Raw genomic sequence first — 26665 nt, 5'->3', positions numbered from 1 at the left:
GCCCGGTGCGTGGTGGCATGTCGGGCGGTGTCATTCGATGTGTGCAGAACCGTCGTAGAGCAGATCACCCGTGAGATCGACTCCTGCCGCACGCATTTCGGAGAGCGCCCGCGTCGATGTGACGCTGGCGACCGCAGCGGTGAAGTTCAGCAGGACGCGTGTCTCGAATCCCTCTCGCACAGCGTCGAGTGCGGTGGCCCGCACGCAGTGATCGGTGGCGATCCCGACGATGTCGACGTGTGTGATCCCGTGGTCACGCAGCCAATCCGCCAGGGTGGTGCCGTCGTCGGCGGACCCCTCGAAGCCGGAGTAGGCGGCGCTGTAGTGCCCCTTGGAGAAGACCTCCTGAGCGACTGATGCGTCGAAGGCCGGGTGGAACCAGACGCCGTCGGTGCCGACCCGGCAGTGTGGGGGCCAGGAGTCGACAAAATCGGGTTCGTCGGAGAAGTGTGCGCCGGGATCGATGTGGTAGTCGCGGGTCGCCACGACAGTGCGGTACTCGGGGACGAGTGTCTCCAGAGCGGCCGCGACCGCGGCACCGCCGTTGACACCGAGTGCGCCGCCCTCGCAGAAGTCGTTCTGCACGTCGACCACGATCAGCGCATGGTCCTTGGGTTCCTGATCGGACATCGCGTCTCCTAACCGAGCAGGTAGCGGGTGGGGACCGCCGGGTCACCGTGCGACAGGCCGAGGCCCTCCCATGGGAGACTCACCAGCCCGTCGGCGAGATGGGTGCGGCTGTCGCCGAGTGACGGCAGCCCGTCGACCGGATCCCCGCCGCGGACCAGTGGGATCTGCAGGGGCCGGACGGACAGGCCGTCGGTCGGCGGCGGATCGTCGGTTGCGCGATACAGGATCTCCTCCACGATGGTCCCGCTGGCCCGAGCTGCCCGCACCGCGGATTTGGCGCCGCCCTTGGATTCCTTGTGACTCGAGCGCTTGGCGACCGGGATGCCGTCGACCTCGACGAGCTTGTAGATCATGCCGGCGGTCGGGGCACCGCTGCCCGTGACGAGTGATGTGCCCACGCCGTAGGTGTCGACCGGCTCGGCTCGCAGCGAAGCGATCGCGTACTCGTCGAGGTCACCGGACACGACGATCTTGGTGTCGGTCGCGCCGAGGTCGTCGAGCTGGTCGCGGACCTGTCGGGCGAGGACGCCGAGATCGCCGGAGTCGATCCGCACTCCGCCGAGTTCCGGCCCCGCCACGTCGATCGCGTTCCGGACGCCCTGGGTGATGTCGTAGGTGTCGACCAGGAGGGTGGTACCCGTGCCGAGGACCGCGATCTGCGCGGCGAAGGCGGCCTTCTCGTCGGGGCCGTCGGGGCCGGCGAAACCCAAGGTGAACGCGTGCGCCGCGGTGCCCGCACTCGGCACCCCGTAGGTTCGGGCCGCCTCGAGGTTGGAGGTGGCCGCGACACCGGCCAGATAGGCGGCGCGGGCACTCGACACCGCAGCACGCTCATGCGTGCGGCGGGAACCCATCTCGATGATCGGGCGCGATGCGGCGGCGCTCACCATGCGGGCTGCCGCAGACGCGATCGCGCTGTCATGGTTGAGGATCGACAGCACGAGCGTCTCGAGGAGGACACCCTCGGCAAAACCCGCCCGAACCGTCAGGATCGGCGATCCCGGAAAATACAGCTCACCCTCGCGGTAGCCGTCGATGTCTCCGGAGAAGCGGTAGTCACGGAGCCAGTCGACCGTGTCGGCGTCGAGGAAACGGCTGACCACTGCGAGTTCGTCGTCGCCAAAGCGGAATCCGGCGAGCTCGTCCATGAGTCGCCCGGTACCCGCCACCACGCCGTATCGACGCCCGTCGGGGAGTCGTCTGGCGAAAACCTCGAACACGCACGGACGGTGCGCGACAGGATGCCGCAACGCGGCCGAGACCATGGTCAGTTCGTACTGATCGGTCAGCAGCGCGGTGTTGTCGATGGTCACAATCGCTTACCCTAGGTCCTATGGCGCCTGACGAAACTCGTGCGCACGAGGCTACCCCGGGCGAGCGTAGCGACGGGAGAAGGCTCGGCGAGCGTAGCGACGGGAGAAGGCTCGGCGAGCGTAGCGACGGGAAATTACTCGGCGAGCGTAGCGACGGGAAATCCACGCCCGGTGGCACGGCGGTTGCCGAACCCGGCGTCGCCGAGGGCGCGTCCGCCCTGGACCGGCCCTGGGTGACGATCGTCTGGGACGACCCGGTCAACCTCATGAGATATGTCACCTTCGTCTTCCAGAAGATCTTCGGATACTCCGAATCCCGGGCCAACGAGCTCATGATGCAGGTCCACAACGAGGGCAAGGCCGTGGTGTCGGCCGGCGCGCGCGACAAGGTCGAGGCCGATGTCCGGAAGCTGCATGCGGCAGGCCTCTGGGCCACCATGCAGCGGGACGCCTGAGACGGGAACCCGACAACACGTGCGTACTTGGAAACGTAAGGGTCGTGGCCCTTCGATGCGTATCTGTTCGAACCTCGACGTACACGAGGTCGAATTGCTGGCATCGATGGTGATGTCGTTGAGAGAGTTGCTCTCCGAACGCGAATCCACCGCCCCTCGTGACGAACTCTCCGATCTCACCGGCATCCGGACCGGACACACGGTGGCGCCAGGGGACGCCACCCTGGGGCGTCTGCTGCCCGATTTCCACCGGCCCGATCAGGATCGCGAACTGACCGCCGACGTGGTCAACGGCGACGTCAACGGCGCGCTCCGGAGCGTTCACGAGCCGCACATCATCGACGCGAAGATGGCGGCCGCACAGGTCGTGCTCGACACCCTGCCGCAGGGCGGCGGCGATCTGGCCCTCACCGAGGATCAGGCGATGGAATGGCTGACGGCGCTGAACGACGTCCGCCTCGCGCTGGGGGCGATGCTCGGAATCTCCGAGGACACTCCGGATCAGCTGCCCCCGGATCATCCGCACGCGGCGCATCTCGACGTCTACCACTGGCTGACGGTGATGCAGGAACTCCTCGTGGAATCGTTGCCGTGATCGCGCCGTCGGGTGACCGGATCACCGACGTCGCCGGTATCGAGGTGGGTCATCACCACCGGATCGACCCGGACGCACTGGTCGCCGACGCCGATGCCGGCCGCGAAGGGGCCGGATGGGCGACGGGCGCCACGGTGGTCCGCATCCACGGCCCGGGCGCGGTGTGCGCGGTCGATGTGCGCGGCGGCGGACCGGGTACCCGGGAGACCGACCTTCTCGATCCCGTCAACACCGTGCAGACCTGCCACGCCATCGCGCTGACCGGTGGCAGCGCATACGGGCTGGCGGCCGCCGACGGCGTGATGTCGGGTCTGGAGTCCGCGGGGGTCGGATTACGGATGGACGACCTGGATCATGTGGTTCCGATCGTGCCGGCGGCAGTCATCTTCGACCTGCCGGTGGGTGCGTGGGATCGCCGGCCCGACGCCGCGTTCGGTCGGGAAGCACTGTCGGCGGCAACGGTCGACCTCGAGGTCGGCAGCGTCGGTGCGGGTGCGGGCGCACGTGCCGGGGCGCTCAAGGGCGGAGTCGGCACCGCGTCGGTCACGATGGTCGCCGGTCCGGCCGCCGGCGTGACGGTCGGCGCGCTCATGGTGGCCAACCCGGTCGGCTCGGTGATCGACCCGGTCGTCGGATTGCCATGGGCGGCAACAAGTGTGGATCTCAATCGTTTCGGCTTACGGAGGCCATCGGAGCGCCACCTGGCCGATTACGCCGCCTTGGCAGCCAAACAGACGGTGCTCAACACCACCATCGGTGTGGTCGCCACCGATGCGGTCCTCGATCCGGCGTCGACGCGCCGGGTGGCGATGGCCGGCCACGACGGCATTGCGCGCGCGATCGTCCCGGCACATTCTCCGCTCGACGGGGATACCGTCTTCGCGGTCGCGACGGGGGCGCGTCGTCCCGAACAGCCGGACGTCCCGGCCGGCATGAATCCCGACGTCGCGTTGCTCGCAGCGGTGTGTCGTGCTGCTGCCGATGTGGTGCATCGGGCGATCATCGGAGCGGTCCTGACCGCGACAACGGTGGCCGGCATACCGACATACCGGGAGGTCTTGCCGTCCGCGTTCCGAGTTCCCGATTGACATCGATGCCGCTCCTGCGCCCGCCATTTGCGTTCGGCTGCGCTGGTCGTGTGACCTGGACAGGTCCGGGTCCGGAATAGGGACAGCCGGTCAGGCGTTGTCGCCGAGCGTGACGAGAGGTGGGACGAAGTGCTGACGATCGGTCAGGAGTTGGTCGACGCGATGGTGGCGCACGCGCGCGCCGACCACCCGGACGAGGCGTGCGGGATCATCGCCGGCCCGGAGGGTTCCGATAGCCCCGAGCGGTTCGTCGCGATGGTCAATGCCGAACGCTCGCCGACGTTTTATCGTTTCGATTCGACCGAGCAGTTGAAGGTGTGGCGGGAGATGGATCGCCTCGACGAGGAGCCGGTGGTCATCTATCACTCGCACACTGCGACCGAGGCGTACCCGAGCCGCACCGACATCTCGTTCGCCAGCGAACCGAACGCCCACTACGTGTTGGTGTCCACCCGGGACGCCGAGAGTGCCGAGATCCGCAGCTATCGCATCGTCGATGGTGTGGTGACCGAAGAGCCGATAGAGATCAGGAGCTGACCCCATGGCGGTAACCGTGTCCATCCCCACCATCCTGCGTACGCACACGGGTGGTGAGAAGCGTGTCGAGGCGTCCGGGGCGACCCTGTCGGAGGTGATCGACAACCTGGAGTCGGCCAATCCGGGGATCAAGGAACGTCTGGTCGCCGACGGCAAACTGCACCGTTTCGTCAACATCTATGTCAACGACGAGGACGTGCGGTTCTCCGGTGGTCTCGACACGGCCATCGGCGATGGCGACGACGTGACGATCCTGCCCGCCGTCGCGGGCGGATAGATCTCGGTGGCTCGCTACACATCGCTCATCGACTCGGTGGGGCACACGCCCCTGATCGGGTTGCAACGTCTTTCGCCGCGCTGGGACGAGACCGATGACGGTCCGCATGTGCGGTTGTGGGCCAAGCTCGAGGACCGCAATCCGACCGGTTCCATCAAGGATCGTCCCGCGCTGCGGATGATCGAGCAGGCCGAACGGGACGGGTTGTTGTCGCGGGGTTCGATCATCCTCGAGCCGACGAGCGGCAACACCGGGATCTCGCTGGCGATGGCGGCCAAGCTCAAGGGCTATCAGCTGATCTGTGTGATGCCCGAGAACACTTCGGAAGAGCGCCGGTCTCTGCTGAAGATGTTTGGTGCACAAGTCATCTCATCGCCTGCCGCCGGCGGCTCCAACACGGCGGTCGCGATGGCGAAGGAGCTGGCCGCCGAACATCCCGACTGGGTGATGCTGTACCAGTACGGCAATGAGGCCAACATGCTGGCGCACTACGAGGGGACCGGGCCCGAGTTGTTCGCCGATCTCCCGGAGATCACGCATTTCGTTGCCGGTCTCGGAACCACGGGCACCCTGATGGGTGTCGGCCGATACCTGCGTGAGCAGAATCCCGCGATCGAGATCGTGGCCGCGGAACCGCGCTACGGGGACGAGGTCTACGGTCTGCGCAACATCGACGAGGGCTTTGTGCCCGAGCTCTACGACGACTCGGTGCTGACCCGACGCTTCTCCGTCCAGGGGGTCGACGCCGTTGCCCGGGTCCGCGAGCTGATCGACACCGAGGGGATCTTCGCCGGTATCTCCACCGGGGCGATCCTGCAGGCAGCACGCGGCGTGGGCCGCGGAGCCATCAAGAACGGTCACCGTGCCGACATCGGCCTGGTCATCCCCGATGCAGGCTGGAAGTATCTGAGCACCGGAGCGTACGAAGGTAGCCTGGAGCAGGCAGAGCAGGCTCTCGAAGGCCAGCTCTGGGCGTGAGCCCCGACCGCTGGTCGAGTGGTCGGCGAGCGGAGCGAGCCGACGTATCGAGACCACCACACCGACGAGGACCTGCATGACAGCCAACCCGGCGCCCGCACGGCCCACCGCACGGCCCCTATGGCAACGCTCGGCGCTCATCATGGTCGCGATCGCCGTGCTGCTGTTCGTGATAGAGGCGATCGACGCGGCGACGGATTACCGGCTCGACGATGCCGGGATCGTGCCGCGTGAGGTCGATGGCCTCGACGGCATCCTGTGGGCGCCGTTTCTGCACGTCGACTGGGCGCATCTCATCGGAAATCTCATTCCCGGGATCATCCTCGGATTCCTTCTGTTGCTGACGAGGCGCTTCGTCCTCGTCACCGTCATGGTCTGGGTGGTGTCAGGGATGGGGGTGTGGCTCTTCGGCCCCGCGTATACGCCGACGGTCGGGGCGTCCGGGATCATTTTCGGCTGGCTGACCTACCTGTTGATCCGGGGACTGTTCAATCGCGACCTCTGGCAGATTCTGGTCGGGGCTGTGCTGTTCCTCATCTACGGGTCGATCCTGTGGGGAGTCCTGCCGGGAAATCCGGGTGTCTCCTGGCAGGGGCACCTCTTCGGTGCGCTCGGAGGCGTCCTCGCCGCCTGGTTCCTCGCCGACCGGGACCGCAGGCGCAAGGTGACCACACCCCGATTCCCGGAGGTGTCGTCATAACGACGCACAGCAACGGCAACGCACGCGCAGCGGCCGGACTGGCCGATCCGACAGCCCCGATCGGCATCTTCGACTCAGGTGTGGGCGGGCTGACGGTGGCGCGCGCGATCATCGATCTCCTGCCCGACGAGGACGTCATCTACATCGGCGACACCGCGAACGGTCCGTACGGTCCGCTCGCCATCCCCGACATCCGTCGGCATGCTCTCACCATCGGCGACGACCTCGCGGAACGAGGCGTGAAAGCACTTGTGATCGCCTGCAATACGGCCTCGGCCGCGTGTCTCCGTGATGCGCGGGAACGCTATGCGCCCATCCCGGTCGTCGAGGTGATCCTGCCCGCCGTGCGGCGCGCGGTGGTGGCCACCAAGACCGGGCGCATCGGGGTGATCGGCACCGAGGCGACCATCGCCTCACGCGCCTACCAGGATTCGTTCGCGGCGGCCCGCGACGCGGAGATCACCGCGGTGGCGTGTCCGCGATTCGTCGACTTCGTCGAGCGAGGCATCACCAGTGGCCGGCAGATACTGGGTCTCGCTCAGGGCTACCTCGAACCTCTGCAGGAGGCCGACGTCGACACGGTGGTCCTGGGGTGTACGCACTATCCCTTGCTGTCGGGCGTGATCCAGCTGGCCATGGGGGATCAGGTCACCCTTGTGTCCAGTGCGGAGGAGACGGCCAAGGACCTGTTCCGGGTGCTCACCGAGCGGGACCATCTGCACCCGCACTCGGACCGTGAGGCCGTCCGGGAGTTCCGGTCGACCGGCGATCCCGAGTTCTTCGCCCGCCTGTCCAGCCGTTTCCTCGGGCCGGCGATCAGCCAGGTACAGCATCTCTGATCGGCGCATCGCTTTTCTGAACAGTCGTTGGCCAGTTGTGACCCGTACCTGGTTTGAATCCGACGGCAGCGTGGCACAGTAGGGCATATGCGTCTGACGGTCCTCGGGTGTTCCGGAAGTGTGGGCGGCCCCGACGCCGCCTGCTCCGGATATCTCCTGTCGGCCGAAGGACGCCGTCCGGTGTTGATCGACTGCGGTCCCGGAGTGCTCGGTGAATTGCAGCGCGTGGTGGACCCCGTCGACGTCGACGTGGTCCTCAGCCATCTGCACGCCGACCATTGCCTCGACCTGCCCGCGATGCTGGTGTGGCGACGGTATGCGCCGTGCCCGGCCCCCTGTCGTGCCCGGCTGTACGGACCACCCGGTACCGCGCTGCGGGTGGGTGCCGCGTCCGCGGAGATCCCCGGAGACGTCGACGACATCTCGGACACCTTCGACATCGTCGAATGGCAAGACGGTGTCCCCGAGATGCTGGACGGCGTGGAGATCGTCCCGACGAAGGTGAACCATCCGCCGGAGACCTTCGGGATGCGTCTCACCGGCCCCGAGGGGCAGGTGATCGCCTACAGCGGTGACACCGCGATGTGCGACGAGGTGGTCGATGTCGCTGCCGGCGCCGACATATTCCTGTGCGAGGCGACCTGGACCCACGCTCCCGACGAGCGGCCACCCAACCTGCATCTCTCGGGATACGAGGCCGGTCAGATCGCGACCAAAGCGGGTGTGCGGTCGCTGGCATTGACGCACCTGGCCCCGTGGTTCGATGCGGAGGCCATCCTGAGTGAGGCGCGGTCGACCTTCTCCGGGCCGGTCGACCTGGTGCGGCCCGGGCAGGTCTTCGATCTCGTTCCCTGACGTCCCCTCGGCCCGGTAGGCCGCTCGATCACCACAGTCGTGGATCGTTAGAGTTGGGACCGTGACGACACGAGCTGACGGCAGGGCCGACGACGAACTGCGACCGATCACCTTCACCCGCGGATTCACGAGCCACCCGGCGGGCTCCGTGCTCGTCGAGTTCGGCCAGACCCGGGTGATGTGCACGGCGAGCGTGACCGAAGGTGTGCCCCCGTGGCGTCGCGGTTCGGGACTGGGCTGGCTCACCGCCGAGTACGCGATGTTGCCGTCGTCGACGCACGAACGCTCTCGGCGCGAATCGGTGAAGGGCAAGGTCGGTGGCCGCACCCACGAGATCAGCCGTCTCGTCGGACGGTCGCTGCGCGCGTGCATCGATTTGGCGGCGCTGGGTGAGAACACCATCGCGATCGATTGTGACGTCCTTCAGGCGGATGGCGGGACTCGGACGGCAGCGATCACCGGCGCCTATGTGGCACTCGCCGACGCCGTGACCTGGCTCGGTTCGGCAGGACGGCTCAGTGATCCGCAGCCGCTGTCGTGCATGATCGCGGCGGTCAGCGTCGGCGTCGTGGACGGTCGTGTCCGGCTCGACCTTCCGTACGAGGAGGATTCGCGCGCCGAGGTCGACATGAACGTGGTCGCCACCGACGCAGGCACGCTGGTGGAGGTGCAGGGGACCGGCGAGGGCGCGACCTTCCCGCGCGCCACGCTGGACAAACTACTCGATGTGGCGATGCTGGGAACCGAGCAGCTCTTCGCTGCCCAACGGGAGGTGCTGGCAGAGCCGTACCCGGGCGAGCTGCCCTCGTCGCGATGACGACTGTCCTCGTCGCCAGCCGCAATGCCAAGAAGTTGGCCGAGTTGCGCCGAGTACTCGATGCCGCCGGGATCACCGGCATCGACGTGGTCGGTCTGGACGCGGTGCCGGCGTACCCGGAAGAACCGGAAACCGGGGCAACGTTCGAGGAGAACGCGTTGATCAAGGCGGTATCCGGTGCGCGGGCAACCGGATTCGCCTGTCTCGCCGATGATTCCGGTCTGGCCGTGGATGCCTTGAACGGGATGCCGGGAGTGCTCTCGGCGCGCTGGTGCGGCCGGCACGGCGACGACCAGGCCAACAACGACCTCTTGCTGGCACAGATCCACGATGTTCCCGACGATCGACGTGGCGCGGCTTTCGTATCCGCCTGCGCGCTGGTGGAACCGTCGGGCCGGGAGACCGTGACGCGTGGCGAATGGCGCGGCACCATGCTCCGCGCGCCGCGCGGGGCCAACGGCTTCGGCTATGACCCGCTCTTCGTCCCAGATGACGAACCGGCGCGGGGTCGTTCATCGGCCGAACTGTCCGGGGCGGAGAAGGATGCGCTCAGTCACCGTGGCAAGGCGCTGGGCCAACTGGTCCCCGCGTTACGGGACCTCGCCGCGCGCTGAGGTCATCGGTCGCGACCGATGTACCCTCTCACCCCCCGGTGGACGGCCAGCATCCGGGCGACCGAGTCGGTCCAGCGGTATCCGGAGGCGCGCCTGCGTGCCGCCGACTCCCGCTCCGTCCGCGGTAGCGCGAGCACCTGCTCGATGGCATCGGCGAATGCGGCAGGCGAGTTCGCCGCCAGCGCACCGCAACTCGCGTCGACCATCCCCGCCACGGCCGACGACGTGGACGCGACGACGGGTGTCCCCGATGCCAGCGACTCGAGGGCCGAGAGACAGAAGGTCTCATGTGGGCCGGGCGCCAGGGAGATCTCGGTGGTGGCGAGCAGGGCGGCGATCTGTCCGCGGTCGGCGACGTGTCCCAGGAACGTGACCGGCAGGTCTCGCGCGGCTCTCTGCAGAGCGGGTCGTCGGGGGCCGTCGCCTGCGACGACGAGATGCACCTTGCGCCGGGCGGCATGTAATCGTCCGATTGCCGCGATGCTGCGGTCGGCGCGCTTCTCAGGCGACAGCCGCCCACAATGGGTGATCAGCGTGGTCGCAGTGTCGGCGAATCGGGCACCGACCGAAGGGTCGGCGTGACGCGGGTCGAAGACGTCGAGGTCGACGCCGAGGGGAGCGTGTTCGATGTTGGTCGCGCCGATGCGGTCGAACTCGGCGGCCGCAAAGCCCGTGGTGCACACCACGGTGTCGAAGGAGTCGGCGGTCCGGCGGTTCGCCTCGTCGGCGAGTGCACGTGCCAACGTGTGCGGCATGGTCATCGAGAGAAGTCGGTCGAGCCGTTCGTGCGACACCATCGTCGAGTGGATGTTTCGACGTCGCGCCCAGCGGCCGAAACCGCGGAGGGTCAGACGGTCCGACACCTCGAGCGCGTCGGGTCCGAGATGGTCGAGGATGCCGGCCACACGTCTCGCCGGTGCGACACGGTAGCCACCCGAGAACGGGATTCGCGGCGCGCGCACCGAGATACGGTGGACCCCGGTGGGCAGGGTCTCGGTGCGGTCGTCGATCCCGGGGACCACCAGGATCACCTCATGGCCGCCTGCGACGTACCCGGCACCCCAGCGATCGATCGCGGTGCGCAGTCCACCAGACCGGGCTCCGTAGAAGTTGGCGAGCTGGACGATGCGCACGCGCTCAGTTTTGTCCGTGGTGGGTGAACGGACGGCGACAGCGGTGTCGCCCGGTGGCGATCACCTCATGAAGCTCTGGCGACCGGCCCTCCGTGACACCCCTCCGTCGGCGCTCCGGGATTCATCAGGGGTCGGGGTCGGTCGGCGGCGAGGGTGGCCACTGGTCCCTGAGGAGCGAGCTTGCGAGCGTCACGTTGGTCCCTGAGGAGCGAGCTTGCGAGCGTCACGAAGGGCCGGCACCTCAGAGGTGGTACTGCGCCTTCACTTCCTTGGTGCGGATGTGCTCGACGTAGAACGAGAGGAATGGGATGGTGCCCGCGATCGCCGTGACGATGATCTTGCCGAGCGGCCAGCGCACCTTGATGGCCAGGTCGATCGTGACGATCAGGTAGACGAAGTAGACCCAGCCGTGCACGATCGGCACGAAGTCGAGTGCGTCGACGCCGAATCCGTACTTGAGGATCAGCTCGGCGACCAGCAGGAGCAACCACAGGCCCGTGATCCAGGCGAGGATCCGGTAGCGCAGCAACGCTGGGCGAACCTTTTCCACGGGTGTGCCGGTGGTTGTGCTGGTTGTTTCGGTCACCTGCGATGTTCCTCACTGCTCGTTGGAGATTCGTCCGACCGACCGAGTTCGGTCAGGTAGGCGTTGTACTCGGCCAGCGTCGAGTCATCGTGGTCCGACGGCGCAGACGAGAACGACGACGCGCTCGGCGTGGTGGGTCGCTCGGGTAGCAGACCGGCGGGGATCTCGGTCGCGCCTTTGGCGCCGGGAGCGATCTTGGCCTTCTCCTCGGGATCACTCTCGAGGACGACGAACCGCCGGTAGGCCCAGATGACGGCCACGGCGAACGCGGGCCACTGCAGGGCGTATCCCAGATTCTGGGCGGTGCCGGACGCGGACTCGTACCTGCTCCACTGCCACCATGCCAGCATCAGACACGCCAGCGCCGCGACGATCACCAGGACGATGAGTGCCGGTCGGTGCCGACGCCTGGGTGTGGTGGAGCCCGATTCCATACCCTCGACGGTACCTGGCCAGCGATGATCGGCTTGCGGGCGGTACTCTGACCCAGGCGCCGGTGTGGCCGGCGACACGCGCGAGTGGCGGAATTGGCAGACGCGCTGGATTTAGGTTCCAGTGTCCTAGGACGTGGGGGTTCAAGTCCCCCCTCGCGCACTCTTGTCCTCCGACGTCACGGGCGTCGTCCCGCGGATGACGTCGACGCAGGCCCCGATCACGGTCGCCTGCCACGATCCTGCCGTCACTCTCCTTCGAAGACGATCCCGATCTGGGCTCGGATCCGGTCCATCGCGGTGAGGGTCGCGATCACGTCGGTGGACGGATGAACGGCGGAGTCGACAGCCCCGGCGGCGATACGTCGGGCCGCATCCGCTGCCGAGAAATGCAGCCCGTCCAGATGGGACGTCGGCTCCTCCTCGTGGACGAGTGGTTCGCCGCCGCGTGGGACGAAACGGAACGGTCCGGGCTGATAGAACGGCCCGGGGAGATCCAGATATGCGTCTTCGCCTGCGACGAAGGCGGTGGTCGGAGTGTCGGCCAGGATGGTCGTGGACAGCAGGGATTCGCCGCCTGCGTGACCCAGGGTGGCCGAGATCTGGCCGTTGACGTGAGCGTCGGCGGGCCGACCGATCGCCGACACGGTGTGGGCCTCACCGAGCACCCACTGGGCAAACGCCACCGGATAGGTGCCGAGGTCCAGCAGCGGGCCGCCCGCGAGTGCTGGATCGTAGATCCGGTGATCGGTGGTGAAATACTCGCCGTGGTCGGCGACGAGGGCGCACACGGCACCGAGCAGTCCGTCGTCGAGAATCTGGCGGATCACGTCGAACTTCGGTAAGAACCTCGTCCACATGGCCTCGCCCGCGAAGACGTCCGCCGCGTGCGCCGCCGCGAAGATCTCGCGCGCCTGGGCGGCGTTGATCCCGACCGGCTTCTCGACCAGGACGTGCTTGCCCGCCGCGATCGCATCCAGCGCGCACCGGTGGTGCTGTGGATGGGGCGTGCTGATGTAGACGATGTCGACGCCGGGGTCATCGAGGAGCGCGTGGTAGCCGGCGTACGCGGTGGGGATCTCCATGCGCCTGGCGAACTCGTCGGCACGATCGGCGGATCGTGAGGCGACTGCGGTGACCCGCTGACCGGTGTGCTTGTGCAGCGCGCCGACGAAGCGCCGCGCGATCCAGCCCGGCCCCATGACCCCCCAGCGCAGGGCGGGTGCCGTCGACGGATCGAGGGTGCGCGGGACCGGCAGCCGTGCGTGCACGTCAGCCCCGGTACTTCTCGACGTAGTCGGTCATGGTCGCCAACTGGTATCGCGAGACCTCGCGCGCGTTCTCGTTCTCCGCGAAGACGCTGGACACCATGATGGTCTCGTCGCGATCGTAGAAACCGATCTCGCCGAGGGTGCCGAAGAATTCGTCCCAGTTCACGTCCCCGTCGCCGATCTTCAGATGCTGGTGGACGCGGACCGCGTTGCCGGGAGGGTTGGTGATGTACCGAAGCCCGTGGGACGCATGGTGATCCATGGTGTCGGCGACGTGGACCAGCCGCAGCAGGTCGCCGGCGGCGGTCATGATCTCGGCCATGTTCCCGCCCATGTGGAACGAGTGGCACGCCACGTACACCAACCCGAAATTCTTGGAGTTGATCCCGCGGATCATCCGGATCGCGGCGAGCCCGTCCTCGACGAAATCGTCGGGGTGCGGGTCGATCCGAACGTCGATTCCCTCACGCTCGATGATCGGTACGAGTTCTTCCATCGACCGATAGAAGGCGCGTTCGGATTCCTCGGGCTTCTCCGGGCGCCCGGAGAACTCGGTGTTCATCACGTTCACGCCCAGATCGATGGTGATCTGGATGGCCCTCTTCCAGTACCGGACGGCGGCCTCACGAGCGTCCTCGTCGGGACCCGACCACCGCAAGACCGGCAGTACCGAAGCGATCCCGACGCCCGCATCCGCGCACGCTTTCCGGAACGCCGCGACCAGATCGTCGTCGGCCTTGGGGTGGTTGAAGAAGGGGATCATGTCGGCGTGCGGCGTCAGTTGGAGGTACTCGTAGCCGAGATCGGCCACCACGCGTGGCAATTCGAGCAGTGAGTGGTTGTGGTGGAACGGGGTGGGGTCGAGTGCGACCTTCATGGTGTGACTCCTCGGGGATGGGGTCCGCGCGGGTCAGCGGAAACGTACGGCGGGCACGCCGCACGACCCCAGGTACTTCTGGGTGCGCTGCGCGATGGGGAGCGGGGCGTCGGGGGCACACGGGTACATGTCCTGTTCGACGATCGCGAAGATGTCGATGTCGAGATCCGCGACGGCGTCGAGCAGGGGCGGCATGTCCGGGATGCCTCGTGGAGGCTCGGTCATCGCACCGAGGCGGACGGCCTCGCCGAATGGGAGGTCGTCGGCGGCCACCTTGGCGCGGACGGCCTCATCGACCTGTTTGAGGTGCAGGTAGCCGATTCGTTCGGGATGCTTGTCGATGATCGCGAGATTGTCTCCGCCGCAATAACTCACGTGTCCGGTGTCGAGGCAGAGGTTGACGAACTCGGCATCGGTGTTCTCGAGGAAGCGATAGATGTTCTCCTCGGTGTCGACATGACTGTCCGCGTGCGGGTGGTATTGCGCACGCACGCCGTACTTCTCGAACATGGCCCGACCGAGTTCGTTCATACCACCGGTCTTGGCCGACCACTGATCGTCGGTCAGAGTGCGGTCCTCGAGGACCTCGCCGGTCGCGGGGTCGCGCCACATCTCCGGGATCACGACCACGTGCTTGCCGCCGACCGCCGCGGTGAGCTTGGCGACGTCCTCGATCTGGGACCACACGGCGTCCCAGGAATCGTCTCGATGCAGATGTTCGAACACCGTGCCCGCAGAGAGCTTCAGGCCCCGTTCGCCCAGCTCGTCGAGGAGCTGGGCCGGATCTGTGGGGAGATATCCGTACGGACCGAGTTCGATCCATTGGTAACCGGATGCGGCGACCTCGTCGAGAAATCGAGGGTACGGAGTCTGCTTGGGATCATCCGGGAACCAGATGCCCCAGGAGTCGGGTGCGGAGCCGACGATGATGTTGCTCATAGAAGTGTCCCTTCGGGTGGCAGTCAGCTGGTGGCGGCGAACGCCGGATAGGTGATGGTCTCGAGTTCGCCCGATCGCAGAGAACTGGCGGCCGCTTCGGCGATCGCCTGGGCTTTGAGAGCTTCGGGGAGTGTGGGTCCGATCGACGTTCCGTCCTCGATTGCGGCGACGAAATGATCGAGCGCGGTTCGGTAGGTCGGCGCGACCCGTTCGAACCATCCGGGGTGCATGCCGTCGGTGACGAGATTCCCGGCGCGGTAACGCGTGACCGCACCGACGCGTTGCCGGCCCGCCTCGATCATCCCGTCGGAGCCCAGGACTTCGATGCGCTCGTCGTACCCGTAACCGGTGCGCCGTGCGCTGTCGATCTGGACGAGTGCGCCGCTGGGCATCCGGAGGATCACCACCGAGGTGTCCACATCCCCGAGCTCGGTCATGCGGGGATCGGTGAACACCGACCCCGCGGCGAACACGGACTCGGGATCCTCGCCGGTGATCCAGCGGGCGAGATCGAAGAAATGCACGGTCTGGTCGCGCATCTGGCCACCGGAGACGGCGATGTAGTCGAGTGGCGGCAGGGCTGGACCGCGGGTGGTCATCTGGATCAGCTCGACGTTGCCGATCTCGCCCGCGTGAACCGCCCGATGGAGTTCTGCGTAATCGCGGTCGAAGCGCCGGTTGAAATCGACCATCGCCGGGCACCCACCGGACGCCACGGTGCCGACGACATCGAGGGCATCGCCGAGATCCAGGTCGATGGGCTTTTCGCAGAGCGTCGCGAGTCCGGCTTCCGCTGCGCGTCGCAGATGTGCGGCATGGGTGTCGGTCGACGACGCGATCAACACCGCGTCCACCGCGGACCGGTCGAACACCTCGACGGGATCGATTGCGCGAGTGTGGTTACGGGCCGCGAGTTCGTTCGATCGAACCTCGTCGACGTCGTATACGCCGACGAACTCGATGCTGGGATGGGCGGTGAGGTTCTCGGCGTGAACCGAGCCGATGAAGCCTGCGCCGACCAACGCCATGCGGATCATTCGGCTGCGCTCCTTCTATCAGAATCCGGCGATGTGTGGGACAATTTGGGACCGGTCCCAGTCACCATACGTGTTCCAGATCACCAGAGCAATAGGATGAGCAGTTGTGAGTGTTGACGAAGCGAGTCCCGAGGGCGCGCCGGCCTCGGTCCGTGGGCGACGAGCTGCGACGATTCGCGACGTCGCCGCGCATGCGGGGGTGTCGAAGTCCGTCGTCTCACGCGTGCTGCGCGACGAACCCAACGTCAGTGACGAACGCCGGGAGCGTGTGCGCGCGGCCATGACCGAGCTCGGCTATCGACCGAACTCGATCGCGCGAGGGCTGTCGGAGGCGCGCAGCGGCACCGTCGGTGTGGTCATCAACGATCTGCGGAATCCGTGGTATGTCAGTCTGATCGAGGGTCTGGCGACGACCTTCGACGCGGTGGATGTTGCGCCCATCCTGGTGGACAGTCGGCTCGATCATCGGGTCGGCCGCGACACCGTCGGCACGTTGCTCTCACGACAGGTCGACGGTCTCGTGGTGGTCGGTACGACGGAAGCGCGGGTCGACGTCGAGCGCGCGGCGCAGTCGATCCCGGTGGTGCTCGCCGGCACTCTCGAGCCCGACCTTCCGACCGTGGACATCTCGGTCGACGACGACCTCGTCGGTGCCCGCCTGGCCACGGAACACCTTCTCGCACTGGGGCATCGCCGCATCGCGCACATCCAGGGCCCCGGCCTCGTCGGCACGCTTCGTCGTCAGGGGTTCGAGCAGACCATCGCCGAATCGGGCGCGGCGCCCGACGCTGTGGCGCTCGAGTACGGCGGCATGACCGAGGAGGGTGGTCATGCCGCTGCGGCCCGCCTGCTCGACTCGGCGTCACCACCCACCGCGATCTTCGGCTTCAACGACATGACCTGCCTTGGCGCCATGTCGGCCGCCGATGATCGTGGGATCTCGGTGCCCGCGGACCTGTCGCTCATCGGCTACGACAACACGCAGTTGGCGGGCCTGCGGCACATCTCGCTGACCTCCGTCGACAACGGCAATTTCACTGTCGGTACGCAGGCGGCGAAGTTCCTCATCCAGCGCATGGACCGCCTGGATTCTCCGCAGCGCATCTACCGCCATACGCCCGGCGTCGTGGTTCGACGTACGACAGCAGCGCCCCGGTGAAACCTCACCGGGGCGCCGCCGTGTGCGTGGACGTCAGCCGCGCGCGTACCACGCCAGGGCGACGAGAACGGGCTGGCCGAGCAGTCGGATGAACCGTTTGCGATCGGTGTCGAGGCCGAACGCGTCGATTTTGTTGCGGTACTGATGGATGTTGCCGGGGAACACCGCGACGAAGAACGCCGCCGCGATCGCGCCGAGCGTGCGCCGTTGCTTGCGCAACCCGAGAAGTCCGAGGCCGAGGCCGATCTCGGCGACGCCGGAAGCGAGGACCGTGGTGTCTGGTCCGAGGGGGACGAAGTCCGGCACCTGAGCCTGGAATTCTTTGCGCTGGAACGTCATGTGCCCGACTCCGGCGGTGGTGAGGATCGCGCCCAGAGCCAGGCCGGCGACGCGGTGGCGGTCAGTCATCGGCGAGGGAGAGGGTGACGTCGATGTTGCCGCGCGTCGCGTTGGAGTATGGGCACACCTCGTGAGCCTTTTCGACGAGGGACTTCGCCGTGGCGTCATCGACCGACGGGAGCGAGACCTCGAGCTCGACCGCGAGGCCGAAACCGCCCGAATCGGTGGAGCCGAGCGAAACCCGTGCGCCGACCGCGGAGTCGGTCACATCTGCGTCGGCCTGACCGGCCACCAGGCGCAGGGCGCTGTGGAAACAGGCGGCATAGCCTGCCGCGAACAACTGCTCGGGATTGGTGCCGACGCCGGAGCCGCCGAGTTCCTTGGGCATGTCGAGGTCGAAATCGAGCTTGCCGTCGGATGATCGGGCATGCCCGTTGCGCCCGTCGCCGGTCGCGAGAGCCTCTGCCGTATAGATGGCCTTCATTCTTCGGATCCTTTCGGTGATGCGGGCGCGTCGAGGTGTCGGCGCAACTCGTCGGTGAGTTCGTGCAGGGTGGTGCGAAGTGCGATGAGCGACGCGGGGTCGGCGCCGGTGCCTTCCGCATCGGAACCCTCCGCGGCGGCATCGGCGATCGCCGAGGCGAGGGAGTCGTAGACACAATCCGCCCGGCCGCCCAGCGCGACACCCTCGGGGGTGAGGGCCACGGTGACCGACCGCTCGTCGTCGTCTGACCTGCGGCGGGTGACGAAGCCGAGTGTCTCGAGCCGCCGCACCAGTGGTGACACCGTCCCGGAGTCGAGCTGGAGCCGACGACACAGTCGGCTGACCGAAATCTCATCTTCTTCCCACAGCACCAGCATCGCGAGGTACTGCGGATATGTGAGCCCGAGTTCGCGTAGGCCTGGGCGCTGCGCCGCGATGACCGCACGCGATGCCGTGTACAGCGCGAAGCAGAGCTGGTCGTCGAGTCGAACTGAGGTCACGTCTTCGACCATACCCGAATTTAAGTTGTGCGCAACATTGTTGTGGGACACCTATTTGCACGTCAACAACAGTTGACGATCGGCCGGACGATGGGCACTCTGGACCGTATGAGGACCGGAATCGACAGCGACGACGGCGGCACGCCGATCGAAGAACTGACCCGGGTCGCCGCACGCCGCCGCGACATCGCGCGCGACGAAGAAGTCGCAGTGCGCCGGGCGCGGCACGCAGGCCTGTCCTGGGCGGAGATCGGCATGCTGCTCGGGGTCTCGAAACAGGCGATGCACAAGAAGTATCGGAAGGTCGGATGAGCGCGGCTCAACCGCTGTTCGACATGGCGGTGACCGACGCACTCGGCGCCGACCTGCGGGCGGCCGGCTATCACACCGACGGTGTTTCCGGACTACTGGGGGAGGAGGCGAACGAGGCGCTCGGCCGTGGGATCTGGTGGCCGGCCCATTATGCCACCCGCCGGGCCCAGGCGGATTCGTCCCGGCTCGCCACCGTGATCCGGCTCTTCCTGCTTGGCTCCGACGAGTCGGAAACGGCTGTCGCACAGGCATTTCCTGCCGCCGGGGTGGACGCGCTGATCGCCAACGGCGTGCTGGCCCGGATCGGCGCCGGGGAGATCCGGGCGACGCTCGACATCCGGCCGCACGCCGACGACGTCCGTGAGTATCTGGTCGTCTCGGATCAGGACGCGGTGATGCGCTCAGGCCCGGTCGACCGCGAACACGTCCTCGGCATCGGGGGCGCGTCGGTGTCGTTGGCGCGGGCGGTGATCCGCACACCGGTGCATCGGGCGCTCGACATCGGGACCGGTTGCGGCATCCAAGCGTTGCATCTCGGTACCCATTGCGACGAGATCGTGGCCACGGACACCAACGAGCGGGCCCTCGCGCTCGCCGGTGCCACCGCACGACTCAACGGGATGCGGTGGGATCTGCGGTCCGGTAGCTTGTTCGAGCCGGTCGCCGGCGAACGGTTCGACCTGATCGTCTCGAACCCGCCGTTCGTGGTCGGGGCCGGCGGCCAGGATTACATCTATCGGGATTCGGGCATGATCGGGGACGCGCTGTGCGCCGACCTGATCAGGCAGGTCCCTGATCACCTGAATCCGGGTGGGACGGCCCAGATCCTGGCCAACTGGATTGTTCCGGCCGATACCGACTGGCGAGACCGGGTGCGCGGCTGGCTGGACGGAACAGGTCTCGACGCCTGGGTGGTCCAACGCGAGCTGGCCGACCCGATCAGTTACATCTCCCTCTGGCTCTCGGATGCGGGAGAGTCCTCCGACACCGTGGCCGAGCGCGGCGCGCGGTGGCTCGACTGGTTTGCCGAATCCGGGATCGCCGGCATCGGCATGGGGCTCATCACGATGCGCCGGCGGACCGACGGTGACGTCGGGGAGCCGGATCTGGTCGTCGAGGAGATCACCGGGGCGGGGGAGGAGGTGACGGGATCGGAGGCCCAGGCGTTCCTCGCCCGCCGTCACTATCTCAGGACCACCTCGGATGCCCATCTGCTCGGTGCCCGGTTGTCCACCGCGCCGATCTTTCTCGAGGAACAGGCGCTGCCGGGAGAGGAAGGCTGGCAACAGATCTCGGCGGCAGTGCGGAGGCCTGGTGGTCCGGGCGCCGTGCTGGGGGTGGATGAGGTGTCGCGTGCGTTGCTCGCGGGATGTCGCGGGGAGGTGCCGCTGGGCACGCTCGTCGACCTCCTCGCCGGATTCCACGGCGTCGATGAGGGGGCGCTCGCCGAGGCCGCGCTCCCGGTCGTGCGGGAAGCGATCGAGAGGGGCATCCTCTTCGAGGCGACCTGACGCACACCGTCGGGCGTCCACGTGCTGCGGCAGGGCATCTCACGCGGTGGACATCAGCCGAAGGTCGCGTCCAATGCGCCACGCAGATCTGCTTCGAGGTCGGCGTGATCCTCGAGTCCGACCGAGAACCGGAGGTGGCCCCACCGCCGGAACTCGGCTGGGTACGCCGCGACCCGGGGCCCGTCGGTGCCGACGTGCACGATCAACGACTCGTCGTGTCCGAGGGATACGGCTGAGGTGATCACCCGCAGCCGGGACACGAAGCGGTTCTGGTCGTCAGGGCTGCCCTGGACGGCGAAGGCCATCATCCCGCCGTAACCCCGGCCGCCGAATTGTCTTGTGGCGAGCTGGTGTTGTGGGTGCGACGCGAGCCCAGGGTAGGCGACATAGGCGATCCGCTCGTCGGCCTCGAGGAACTCGGCCAGTTGCTGCGCATTGGACTGGTGCTGCGCCAGTCGAAGTGGGAGCGTGATCGATCCGCGCGAGATCAGCCATGCGTTGAACGGCGAGATCACCCCGCCCACATCCACCATCGCCTCGGCCCTGATCGGTTCGATGAGCTCCTTGCGGCCGATCACCGCGCCACCCATCGCGTCACCATGGCCATTGATGTACTTGGTGAGTGAGTGGGCCACGAGGTCGGCCCCGTCGGAGATGGGGCGATAGAGCGGCGGTGGCGTGAACGTCGAGTCCACCACGAGCAGAGTTCCTGCAGCATGCGCGATCTCCGCCAGAGCCGCGATGTCGGCCACCTTGGTCGTCGGATTCGCAACGGCCTCGGTGATCAGCAGTCGGGTGGTGGGACGCAGCGCGGCACGCACGGCGTCTAGATCGGTCACGTCGACGAAGGTCGCCTCGATCCCGTACTTCCGGGGCAGCAGCGATGACCAGAGCTTGTAGGTCGCCTCGTATGTGGTGTCCGACACCACGACGTGATCTCCGGCCGCGACGTGGGTGAAGAAGATCGCGTGCAGCGCCGCGACGCCGGAGGCGAGTGCAACGGCATCCTCACCGTGATCGAGCGCTGCGAGCTTGTCCTGCAACGCAACCTGATTGGCGCCCGAGTTGCGTGTGTAGAAGAGCCGGTCGGTCGCCGACCAGTCCATCGTGGACGGATCGTCGGGCAGCAGATAGGAGTTCGCCATGGTGATCGGCGTGCGGATGGCGCCCGAGGCATCCCCGGTGTTGCCGGCGTGCACGCACAAGGTGTGGTCGCCGACCGCGGCCTGCGGTTGGTTACGCGAAGATTCTGACTGCGTCATGACGCTGCTCCGACGGTTTCCGCGGGTGGTGCCGCGACATTTGGGGGATGTGGGTGGCGCCGCTCGATGCGTCGCGCGAGGATCACGGGCAGGCGGTGGAGCTTGTCGATGTGACAGGCGCTCCGGAACTCCGACCATGCCCAGCAGAGACCGAAGACGGTGAGCACCACGCACGCGGTGGTCACCGACCCCCATGGTCGGTGGGCCACATGAATCGGTATGAGCACGAGTGCGACGGCCTGCAACACATAGGAATCCAGACTGCGGGTCCCGGTCATCACCAGCGGTCGCAGCCAGTCCTTGTGCCACCACCGCAGCAGGAGCCGGAAGATCCCGTAGATCGCCGGGACCACCAGCCACGCGCCGACCGCGCGGGCGGGCCGGAAGTCGAGCTTGTCGGCGATCGCGGGTTCGAACCGAATCCACGGGCCGGCATCGACCACGAAGTGCAGGCCCAGTGCAACGGCGACGGCAACTGCCACGATCACCGGGAGCCACCGGTCGATGAACTCGGGAATCCGCCATTCCCGCCACTTCCAACCGACCACCACCGCGGGCACGAACATGATCTGCCACGCCGCCCAGTTCTGGATCCGCGGGCCTGCATGGTCGCGGTCAGGTAGAACCAGTCCGGCGAGAACACCAGCGAGAGCACGTACACGCCGATCGATCCCCCGAGGACGATCATCCACCAGCCCCGCATCAGCATCGGGAACAGGAGATAGGCCGACGCCATCAGCACCATGTACAGCAGCAGGATGTTCCCGCCGCTCGGCAGGTATTGCATGCGCAAGGCCAGGCCCAGACCCTGACCCCAGCCGTCGATCGGCAGCAGGAGGGTCAGCCAACGATGGCCCTCGATCGCCGCGGCGACCGCGATCACGGCGATCGTCAGCTGACAGACATACAGGACGACGAGTCGTTTGGTGAGTCGCCAGTAGGCGAAGCGCAACGAGATGCGTTCGATCCAGCGCCGGTAGACCAATCCCAGGACCATCCCCGACAGCAGCACGAACGCCGACATCCCGTCCACATACGGGTACGCATGGGTGGGTGCAGCGATATGGGTTCCGGCGCCGAAGTGAAGCGAGATCATGCTCCAGATCGCGAGCCCCCGCGTCGCGTCGATGGCGAGATCTCGATTCATCGGATGACACCTTACGTTGTCGCTGTCCACGGTTCGCTGTCCACGGTTCGCGACGGCGATCGTGGACACCGCGCGATGAGAACGCCCGGCCCCGAGTGGGGGCCGGGCGTCTGCCGCCGAGCGGGGAGGGATGACCCAGGGCCGGGCTGACCCGGGCCGGGGTCAGGTGTACAGGTCCGCGATCGCCCGCTTCTGCGCGTCGTGGATCACGTTGCGCTTCAATTTCATCGTCGGCGTCAGTTCACCCGACTCGATGGTGAAGTCGGTCTCGAGGATGGTGAACTTCTTGATCGCCTCGGCCTTCGACACCTTCCCGTTGGCCTCGGTGACCGCGGCGTCGATCTCGGCGATCAACGTCTCGTTCTGGGCGAGGTCGGCGGGCGAGGTGTCCGCAGGCAGGTGATGACGCTCGAGCCATCCCGGGATCGCTTCCGGATCGATGGTGATCAGTGCGGCGATGAAGGGCTTGTTGTCGCCGACGACGAGGCACTGGCTGACCATCGGGTGCGCTCGGATGGTGTCCTCGAGCTGTGCCGGGGAGACGTTCTTGCCGCCTGCGGTGACGATCAGTTCCTTCTTGCGGCCGGTGATGAACAGGAAGCCGTCCTCGAGGCGTCCGATGTCGCCGGTGTGGAACCAGCCGTCGACGATGGACTCCTCGGTTGCCTTCGCGTTCTTCCAGTAGCCGCCGAAGACCACCGGACCCTTGAGCAGCACCTCACCGTCGTCGGCGATGCGCACGGTCACCCCCGGAACCGGGCGGCCAACCGAGCCGACGCGCTGGTGCTCCTCGTTGTTGGCGGTCACCGCCGCGGTGGTCTCGGAGAGCCCATAGCCTTCATAGACCGGGATGCCGACGCCGCGGAAGAAGTGTCCGAGCCGTGCGCCGAGAGGAGCGCCACCGGAGATGGCGCCTTCGCACTGTCCGCCGAGGGCGTCGCGCAGCTTGCCGTACACCAGGCGATCGAACAACGCGTGCTTGAGCTTGAGCCCCAGCCCGGCGCCGCCGGTCTCCATTGCCTTGCTGTACTCGATGGCGGTGTCTGCGGCGCGGTCGAAGATCTTGCCCTTGCCGCCGTCGTAGGCCTTCTGCTTGGCGGAGTTGTAGACCTTCTCGAAGACTCGCGGCACCGACAGCACGTAATTCGGCTTGAACTTGCCCAGGTCGTCGATGAGGTTGGGGATGTCGCTGGTGTGCCCGAGGATCACCCCGTTCTCGACGCAACCGACCGCGACCACGCGAGCGAACACGTGCGCGAGCGGTAGGAACAGCAGTGTCGACTTGCCCTCGACCAGGCCTGCGCCGACGGCGTCGCGGGTGGCCTCGCACTCGGCGAGGAAGTTGGCATGGGTCAGGACCACACCCTTCGGTTTGCCCGTCGTGCCGGAGGTGTAGATCAGCGTCGCGGCATCCGACGAGAGCGCGTTGGCATGGCGGGCGTCGAGCTCCGCGTCGTCGATCTTGGCGCCGCGCTTGGTGATCGTCGCGAGCGCATGGTCGTCGATGACCAGGGTCTCCCGCAGCTCGGGTGCTTCCTCGATGATGCGGATGTGCTTGGTGTGGTGGGCATGCTGCTCGACGAACAACATCGAGGTTCCCGAGTCCTCGAGAATCCATTTGACCTGGTCGGGCGCCGACGTCTCGTAGATCGCCACCGTGGTGGCACCCGAGCGCCAGATCGCGTAATCCAGGACGGTCCACTCGTATCGGGTCGATGACAGGATCGCGACCCGCGCGCCCGGCTTGATCCCCGATGCGATGAGGCCCTTGGCCACCGCGTCGACCTCGTCGGCGAACTGTTTGGCCGTCACGTTGATCCATTGATTTCCGGAGCGCTTCCGGAACAGTGGCATCGTCGGGCGCTCCGATCGGTACCGGAGAATGCTGTCGACGGTCGTCGCCTTGTCCTCGATGGAAAGGTTCGACGGGGTGGAATATTGCTCCATGGCGGGCTCCCCTGTGCGCAACGAAATTGGGACATAACGGACACGGGCGGGCCCGCGTGAACTCCGTAGCTGTCTGTTGAGTGTCACTGACAGTACCAGTATCAGTGGGCGCGATCACAGGTCGGTGCGCACCGTGAGGAGGGCGGGTCGACGCCGTGACGTCGCGGTTCGGTGAGATTCCTCGCCAGAGGCCTCGGCGGATTAGAGTGACAGTAATGAACGGACAGATCGCACATGAGTGAGTCCACCGACGAACAGAACGGCACCGGCCAGGGCGTCACCTTCGACGACCTGGACATCGACCCGCAGGTGCGTCAGGCGATCACCGACGTCGGGTACGAGACCCCGTCGCCGATCCAGGCCGCCACCATCCCACCCCTGATGGCGGGTCGCGACGTGGTGGGCCTCGCACAGACCGGAACGGGCAAGACGGCCGCGTTCGCGATCCCGATCCTCTCCAGGCTCGACGCGTCGGCGAAGCGACCGCAGGCGCTGGTCCTGGCTCCCACCCGTGAGCTCGCCCTGCAGGTGTCGGAGGCCTTCGGCCGCTATTCGTCGCACATGCCGCAAGTGCGGGTGCTGCCCATCTATGGCGGCCAGAGTTACGGCGTCCAGCTCGCGGGCCTCAAGCGCGGCGCCCAGGTGATCGTCGGCACGCCCGGCCGCGTCATCGACCACCTGGACAAGGGCACCCTGGACATCTCCCAACTGGAGTACCTCGTACTCGACGAGGCCGACGAGATGCTGACGATGGGTTTCGCCGAGGACGTCGAAAGGATTCTCGCCGAGACCCCGGATTCCAAGCAGGTCGCGTTGTTCTCGGCCACGATGCCCAGTGCGATCCGTCGCCTCGCGCAGCGGTATCTCCACGATCCGCAGGAGATCACGGTCAAGTCGAAGACCGCGACGGCCCAGAACATCACCCAGCGCTACCTGCAGGTGTCCCACCAGCGCAAGCTCGATGCGCTCACCCGGTTCCTCGAGGTCGAGGCATTCGACGCGATGATCGTCTTCGTCCGCACCAAATCGGGCACCGAAGAACTCGCCGAGAAGTTGCGCTCCCGCGGTTTCTCCGCGGTTGCGATCAACGGCGACATGGCGCAGGCCCAGCGCGAGCGCACCATCAACCAACTCAAGAACGGGGCGATCGACATCCTGGTGGCCACGGACGTGGCGGCCCGTGGACTCGACGTCGACCGCATCTCGCATGTGGTCAACTACGACATCCCGCACGACACCGAGTCGTACGTGCACCGCATCGGTCGCACCGGTCGTGCCGGGCGCTCGGGTAACGCACTGCTGTTCGTGTCCCCTCGTGAACGTCACCTCCTGAGGGCCATCGAGCGGGCGACACGGTCGACCCTGACCGAGATCGGATTGCCCAGCGTCGAGGACGTGAATGCGCAGCGTGTGTCGAAGTTCGCGGATTCGATCACCGAGAACCTGGGCTCCGAGAACCTCGACCTCTTCCGCAAGCTGGTGGAGGATTACGCCCGCGACAAGGACGTCACGATGGCCGACATCGCGGCAGCGCTCGCGCTCGAGACCCGCGACGGCGGTTTCCTGATGGCTCCCGACCCGCCGGAGGGGCAGCGTCCCGATCGGCGCGAGCGCGCGCCCCGCGGATCGAGCGGCGGCCAGTTCGCCACGTATCGGATCGCGGTGGGGCGCAAGCACAAGGTGTCTCCGGGGGCGATCGTCGGTGCGATAGCCAACGAGGGCGGACTGACCCGCGGAGACTTCGGCAACATCAGCATCCGCGACGACTTCTCACTGGTCGAGCTCCCCGAGAACCTCGACAACGAGACGCTGGCGGGGCTGCGGAACACCAGGATCGGCAAGACCCCCATCGACATCCGCCGGGACTACGGTCCGCCACGCTCGCGAGGCGGCGCCAAACGCGGACAGGGTCAGCGCGGTGGCGGACGCGACGGTCACGGCAAACGCCCGGATCACTGGGGCAAGCGGACAACCCCTCGAGTCGCGGGGCGTGGGCGTAGCTGAGCGAGTCCGACGGGGCCGTGATGTTTGG

At 66.9% G+C, this 26665-nt stretch carries 29 protein-coding genes, 1 tRNA gene and 1 pseudogene; 16 read left to right on the top strand and 15 right to left on the bottom strand.

The features are described 5' to 3' along the window. Positions 1–30 precede the first annotated feature (30 nt). Both GTV32_RS06865 and GTV32_RS06860 read right to left on the bottom strand, forming a co-directional pair. Positions 31–630: an isochorismatase family protein gene (locus GTV32_RS06865; protein ID WP_161059494.1), complete on the bottom strand. Its 600-nt coding sequence runs from the start codon at positions 628–630 to the stop codon at positions 31–33. 8 nt (positions 631–638) lie between these two features. Next, a complete protein-coding gene (locus tag GTV32_RS06860; RefSeq protein WP_161059493.1) occupies positions 639–1943 on the bottom strand; it encodes a nicotinate phosphoribosyltransferase in 1305 nt (434 codons plus the stop codon). Between the two features lie 218 nt (positions 1944–2161). On the opposite strand from GTV32_RS06860, the gene clpS reads away from it, so the two are divergent. From clpS to GTV32_RS06805, 11 genes are all read left to right on the top strand, one after another. Next, positions 2162–2398 (top strand): ATP-dependent Clp protease adapter ClpS, encoded by a 237-nt coding sequence (clpS, locus tag GTV32_RS23330; protein ID WP_237421731.1) that lies wholly within the window; start codon positions 2162–2164, stop codon positions 2396–2398. A 19-nt stretch (positions 2399–2417) separates the two neighbouring features. Then, positions 2418–2993 carry a DUF2017 domain-containing protein gene (locus tag GTV32_RS06850; RefSeq protein WP_161059491.1) on the top strand — a complete coding sequence of 192 codons (576 nt, stop codon included), beginning with the start codon at positions 2418–2420 and terminating at the stop codon, positions 2991–2993. Further along, positions 2990–4081 (top strand): P1 family peptidase, encoded by a 1092-nt coding sequence (locus GTV32_RS06845; RefSeq protein WP_343287231.1) that lies wholly within the window; start codon positions 2990–2992, stop codon positions 4079–4081. The genes GTV32_RS06850 and GTV32_RS06845 overlap by 4 nt, the downstream gene beginning before the upstream one ends. A gap of 129 nt (positions 4082–4210) precedes the next feature. Next, positions 4211–4618, top strand: coding sequence for a M67 family metallopeptidase (locus GTV32_RS06840; protein ID WP_161059490.1), 408 nt, complete (start codon positions 4211–4213; stop codon positions 4616–4618). Positions 4619–4622: 4 nt separating this feature from the next. Beyond that, complete coding sequence (locus GTV32_RS06835; RefSeq protein WP_161059489.1) at positions 4623–4895, top strand: MoaD/ThiS family protein; 273 nt, start codon at positions 4623–4625, stop codon at positions 4893–4895. Positions 4896–4901: 6 nt separating this feature from the next. Continuing rightward, on the top strand, positions 4902–5873 hold the full coding sequence (locus tag GTV32_RS06830; protein WP_161059488.1) for a cysteine synthase: 972 nt from the start codon (positions 4902–4904) through the stop codon (positions 5871–5873). Between the two features lie 76 nt (positions 5874–5949). Continuing rightward, positions 5950–6573, top strand: coding sequence for a rhomboid family intramembrane serine protease (locus GTV32_RS06825; RefSeq protein ID WP_161059487.1), 624 nt, complete (start codon positions 5950–5952; stop codon positions 6571–6573). 38 nt (positions 6574–6611) lie between these two features. Then, positions 6612–7412 (top strand): glutamate racemase, encoded by an 801-nt coding sequence (gene murI / locus GTV32_RS06820; RefSeq protein WP_161062385.1) that lies wholly within the window; start codon positions 6612–6614, stop codon positions 7410–7412. Positions 7413–7499: 87 nt separating this feature from the next. Then, positions 7500–8267, top strand: coding sequence for a cyclic nucleotide-degrading phosphodiesterase (locus GTV32_RS06815; protein ID WP_161059486.1), 768 nt, complete (start codon positions 7500–7502; stop codon positions 8265–8267). Positions 8268–8328: 61 nt separating this feature from the next. Next, entirely contained in the window at positions 8329–9084 is a 756-nt protein-coding gene (rph, locus tag GTV32_RS06810) for a ribonuclease PH (RefSeq protein ID WP_161059485.1), read from the top strand. Further along, positions 9081–9698 (top strand): non-canonical purine NTP pyrophosphatase, encoded by a 618-nt coding sequence (locus GTV32_RS06805; protein WP_161059484.1) that lies wholly within the window; start codon positions 9081–9083, stop codon positions 9696–9698. Before rph ends, GTV32_RS06805 begins: the two co-directional genes overlap by 4 nt. Positions 9699–9700: 2 nt before the next feature. Here the strand turns inward: GTV32_RS06805 and GTV32_RS06800 are convergent, their stop codons facing one another. The 3 genes from GTV32_RS06800 to GTV32_RS06790 all read right to left on the bottom strand — a co-directional run bounded on the left by GTV32_RS06800 (position 9701) and on the right by GTV32_RS06790 (position 11851). Beyond that, entirely contained in the window at positions 9701–10831 is a 1131-nt protein-coding gene (locus GTV32_RS06800; RefSeq protein WP_161059483.1) for a glycosyltransferase, read from the bottom strand. A gap of 241 nt (positions 10832–11072) precedes the next feature. Continuing rightward, the gene (locus GTV32_RS06795; RefSeq protein WP_161059482.1) at positions 11073–11417 is read right to left on the bottom strand and encodes a DUF3817 domain-containing protein; all 345 of its coding nucleotides are present in this window, start codon (positions 11415–11417) and stop codon (positions 11073–11075) included. After that, positions 11414–11851 (bottom strand): transcriptional regulator, encoded by a 438-nt coding sequence (locus GTV32_RS06790; RefSeq protein WP_161059481.1) that lies wholly within the window; start codon positions 11849–11851, stop codon positions 11414–11416. The genes GTV32_RS06795 and GTV32_RS06790 overlap by 4 nt, the downstream gene beginning before the upstream one ends. Positions 11852–11929: 78 nt before the next feature. Between GTV32_RS06790 and GTV32_RS06785 the strand changes: the two genes are divergently transcribed. Then, positions 11930–12011, top strand: a tRNA-Leu gene (locus GTV32_RS06785). Positions 12012–12096: 85 nt separating this feature from the next. Here the strand turns inward: GTV32_RS06785 and GTV32_RS06780 are convergent. From GTV32_RS06780 to GTV32_RS06765, 4 genes are read right to left on the bottom strand one after another with little or no spacing between them, the layout of a single operon-like run. Next, positions 12097–13119: a Gfo/Idh/MocA family oxidoreductase gene (locus tag GTV32_RS06780; protein ID WP_161059480.1), complete on the bottom strand. Its 1023-nt coding sequence runs from the start codon at positions 13117–13119 to the stop codon at positions 12097–12099. Between the two features lies 1 nt (position 13120). Then, positions 13121–13996, bottom strand: a complete 876-nt coding sequence (locus GTV32_RS06775; RefSeq protein ID WP_161059479.1) for a sugar phosphate isomerase/epimerase family protein — start codon at positions 13994–13996, stop codon at positions 13121–13123. 33 nt (positions 13997–14029) lie between these two features. Next, positions 14030–14935: a sugar phosphate isomerase/epimerase gene (locus GTV32_RS06770; protein WP_161059478.1), complete on the bottom strand. Its 906-nt coding sequence runs from the start codon at positions 14933–14935 to the stop codon at positions 14030–14032. Positions 14936–14958: 23 nt separating this feature from the next. Continuing rightward, on the bottom strand, positions 14959–15972 hold the full coding sequence (locus GTV32_RS06765) for a Gfo/Idh/MocA family oxidoreductase (RefSeq protein WP_161059477.1): 1014 nt from the start codon (positions 15970–15972) through the stop codon (positions 14959–14961). 106 nt (positions 15973–16078) lie between these two features. On the opposite strand from GTV32_RS06765, the gene GTV32_RS06760 reads away from it, so the two are divergent. Beyond that, the gene (locus GTV32_RS06760; RefSeq protein ID WP_161059476.1) at positions 16079–17131 is read left to right on the top strand and encodes a LacI family DNA-binding transcriptional regulator; all 1053 of its coding nucleotides are present in this window, start codon (positions 16079–16081) and stop codon (positions 17129–17131) included. Positions 17132–17164: 33 nt separating this feature from the next. Here GTV32_RS06760 and GTV32_RS06755 read toward each other — a convergent pair whose 3' ends face one another. From GTV32_RS06755 to GTV32_RS06745, 3 genes are read right to left on the bottom strand one after another with little or no spacing between them, the layout of a single operon-like run. Then, entirely contained in the window at positions 17165–17539 is a 375-nt protein-coding gene (locus GTV32_RS06755; RefSeq protein WP_161059475.1) for a hypothetical protein, read from the bottom strand. Then, a complete protein-coding gene (locus tag GTV32_RS06750; protein ID WP_161059474.1) occupies positions 17532–17954 on the bottom strand; it encodes an organic hydroperoxide resistance protein in 423 nt (140 codons plus the stop codon). Before GTV32_RS06750 ends, GTV32_RS06755 begins: the two co-directional genes overlap by 8 nt. Then, a complete protein-coding gene (locus tag GTV32_RS06745; RefSeq protein WP_161059473.1) occupies positions 17951–18454 on the bottom strand; it encodes a MarR family transcriptional regulator in 504 nt (167 codons plus the stop codon). Before GTV32_RS06745 ends, GTV32_RS06750 begins: the two co-directional genes overlap by 4 nt. A 108-nt stretch (positions 18455–18562) precedes the next feature. On the opposite strand from GTV32_RS06745, the gene GTV32_RS06740 reads away from it, so the two are divergent. Further along, entirely contained in the window at positions 18563–18766 is a 204-nt protein-coding gene (locus GTV32_RS06740; RefSeq protein ID WP_161059472.1) for a hypothetical protein, read from the top strand. Beyond that, positions 18763–20277, top strand: coding sequence for a methyltransferase (locus GTV32_RS06735; RefSeq protein ID WP_161059471.1), 1515 nt, complete (start codon positions 18763–18765; stop codon positions 20275–20277). The genes GTV32_RS06740 and GTV32_RS06735 overlap by 4 nt, the downstream gene beginning before the upstream one ends. Positions 20278–20330: 53 nt before the next feature. Here the strand turns inward: GTV32_RS06735 and GTV32_RS06730 are convergent, their stop codons facing one another. The 3 genes and pseudogenes from GTV32_RS06730 to GTV32_RS06720 form a co-directional block, all read right to left on the bottom strand. Then, complete coding sequence (locus GTV32_RS06730) at positions 20331–21539, bottom strand: aminotransferase class I/II-fold pyridoxal phosphate-dependent enzyme (protein WP_161059470.1); 1209 nt, start codon at positions 21537–21539, stop codon at positions 20331–20333. Continuing rightward, positions 21536–22686: pseudogene (gene opgC / locus GTV32_RS06725) on the bottom strand (OpgC domain-containing protein). Before opgC ends, GTV32_RS06730 begins: the two are co-directional and overlap by 4 nt. Before the next feature lie 162 nt (positions 22687–22848). Next, positions 22849–24633 (bottom strand): long-chain fatty acid--CoA ligase, encoded by a 1785-nt coding sequence (locus GTV32_RS06720; RefSeq protein WP_161059469.1) that lies wholly within the window; start codon positions 24631–24633, stop codon positions 22849–22851. A gap of 234 nt (positions 24634–24867) precedes the next feature. Between GTV32_RS06720 and GTV32_RS06715 the strand changes: the two genes are divergently transcribed. After that, a complete protein-coding gene (locus GTV32_RS06715) occupies positions 24868–26637 on the top strand; it encodes a DEAD/DEAH box helicase (protein WP_161059468.1) in 1770 nt (589 codons plus the stop codon). Positions 26638–26665: the final 28 nt, after the last annotated feature.

Source organism: Gordonia sp. SID5947, from assembly GCF_009862785.1.
GTDB lineage: Bacteria > Actinomycetota > Actinomycetes > Mycobacteriales > Mycobacteriaceae > Gordonia.
Note: the sequence above shows the minus strand (reverse complement) of the source record. Positions and strands in the feature narration are given on the sequence as shown.

Coding starts and splice junctions, on each gene's coding strand:
- GTV32_RS06735 (WP_161059471.1), top strand. CDS start 18,763: ATGAGCGCGGCTCAACCGCTGTTCGACATGGCGGTGACCGACGCACTC.
- GTV32_RS06750 (WP_161059474.1), bottom strand. CDS start 17,954: ATGAAGGCCATCTATACGGCAGAGGCTCTCGCGACCGGCGACGGGCGC.
- GTV32_RS06835 (WP_161059489.1), top strand. CDS start 4,623: ATGGCGGTAACCGTGTCCATCCCCACCATCCTGCGTACGCACACGGGT.
- GTV32_RS06770 (WP_161059478.1), bottom strand. CDS start 14,935: ATGAGCAACATCATCGTCGGCTCCGCACCCGACTCCTGGGGCATCTGG.
- GTV32_RS06805 (WP_161059484.1), top strand. CDS start 9,081: ATGACGACTGTCCTCGTCGCCAGCCGCAATGCCAAGAAGTTGGCCGAG.
- GTV32_RS06720 (WP_161059469.1), bottom strand. CDS start 24,633: ATGGAGCAATATTCCACCCCGTCGAACCTTTCCATCGAGGACAAGGCG.
- GTV32_RS06765 (WP_161059477.1), bottom strand. CDS start 15,972: ATGATCCGCATGGCGTTGGTCGGCGCAGGCTTCATCGGCTCGGTTCAC.
- GTV32_RS06715 (WP_161059468.1), top strand. CDS start 24,868: ATGAGTGAGTCCACCGACGAACAGAACGGCACCGGCCAGGGCGTCACC.
- GTV32_RS06865 (WP_161059494.1), bottom strand. CDS start 630: ATGTCCGATCAGGAACCCAAGGACCATGCGCTGATCGTGGTCGACGTG.
- GTV32_RS06755 (WP_161059475.1), bottom strand. CDS start 17,539: ATGACTGACCGCCACCGCGTCGCCGGCCTGGCTCTGGGCGCGATCCTC.
- GTV32_RS06790 (WP_161059481.1), bottom strand. CDS start 11,851: ATGGAATCGGGCTCCACCACACCCAGGCGTCGGCACCGACCGGCACTC.
- GTV32_RS06825 (WP_161059487.1), top strand. CDS start 5,950: ATGACAGCCAACCCGGCGCCCGCACGGCCCACCGCACGGCCCCTATGG.
- GTV32_RS06775 (WP_161059479.1), bottom strand. CDS start 13,996: ATGAAGGTCGCACTCGACCCCACCCCGTTCCACCACAACCACTCACTG.
- GTV32_RS06815 (WP_161059486.1), top strand. CDS start 7,500: ATGCGTCTGACGGTCCTCGGGTGTTCCGGAAGTGTGGGCGGCCCCGAC.
- GTV32_RS06730 (WP_161059470.1), bottom strand. CDS start 21,539: ATGACGCAGTCAGAATCTTCGCGTAACCAACCGCAGGCCGCGGTCGGC.
- GTV32_RS06740 (WP_161059472.1), top strand. CDS start 18,563: ATGAGGACCGGAATCGACAGCGACGACGGCGGCACGCCGATCGAAGAA.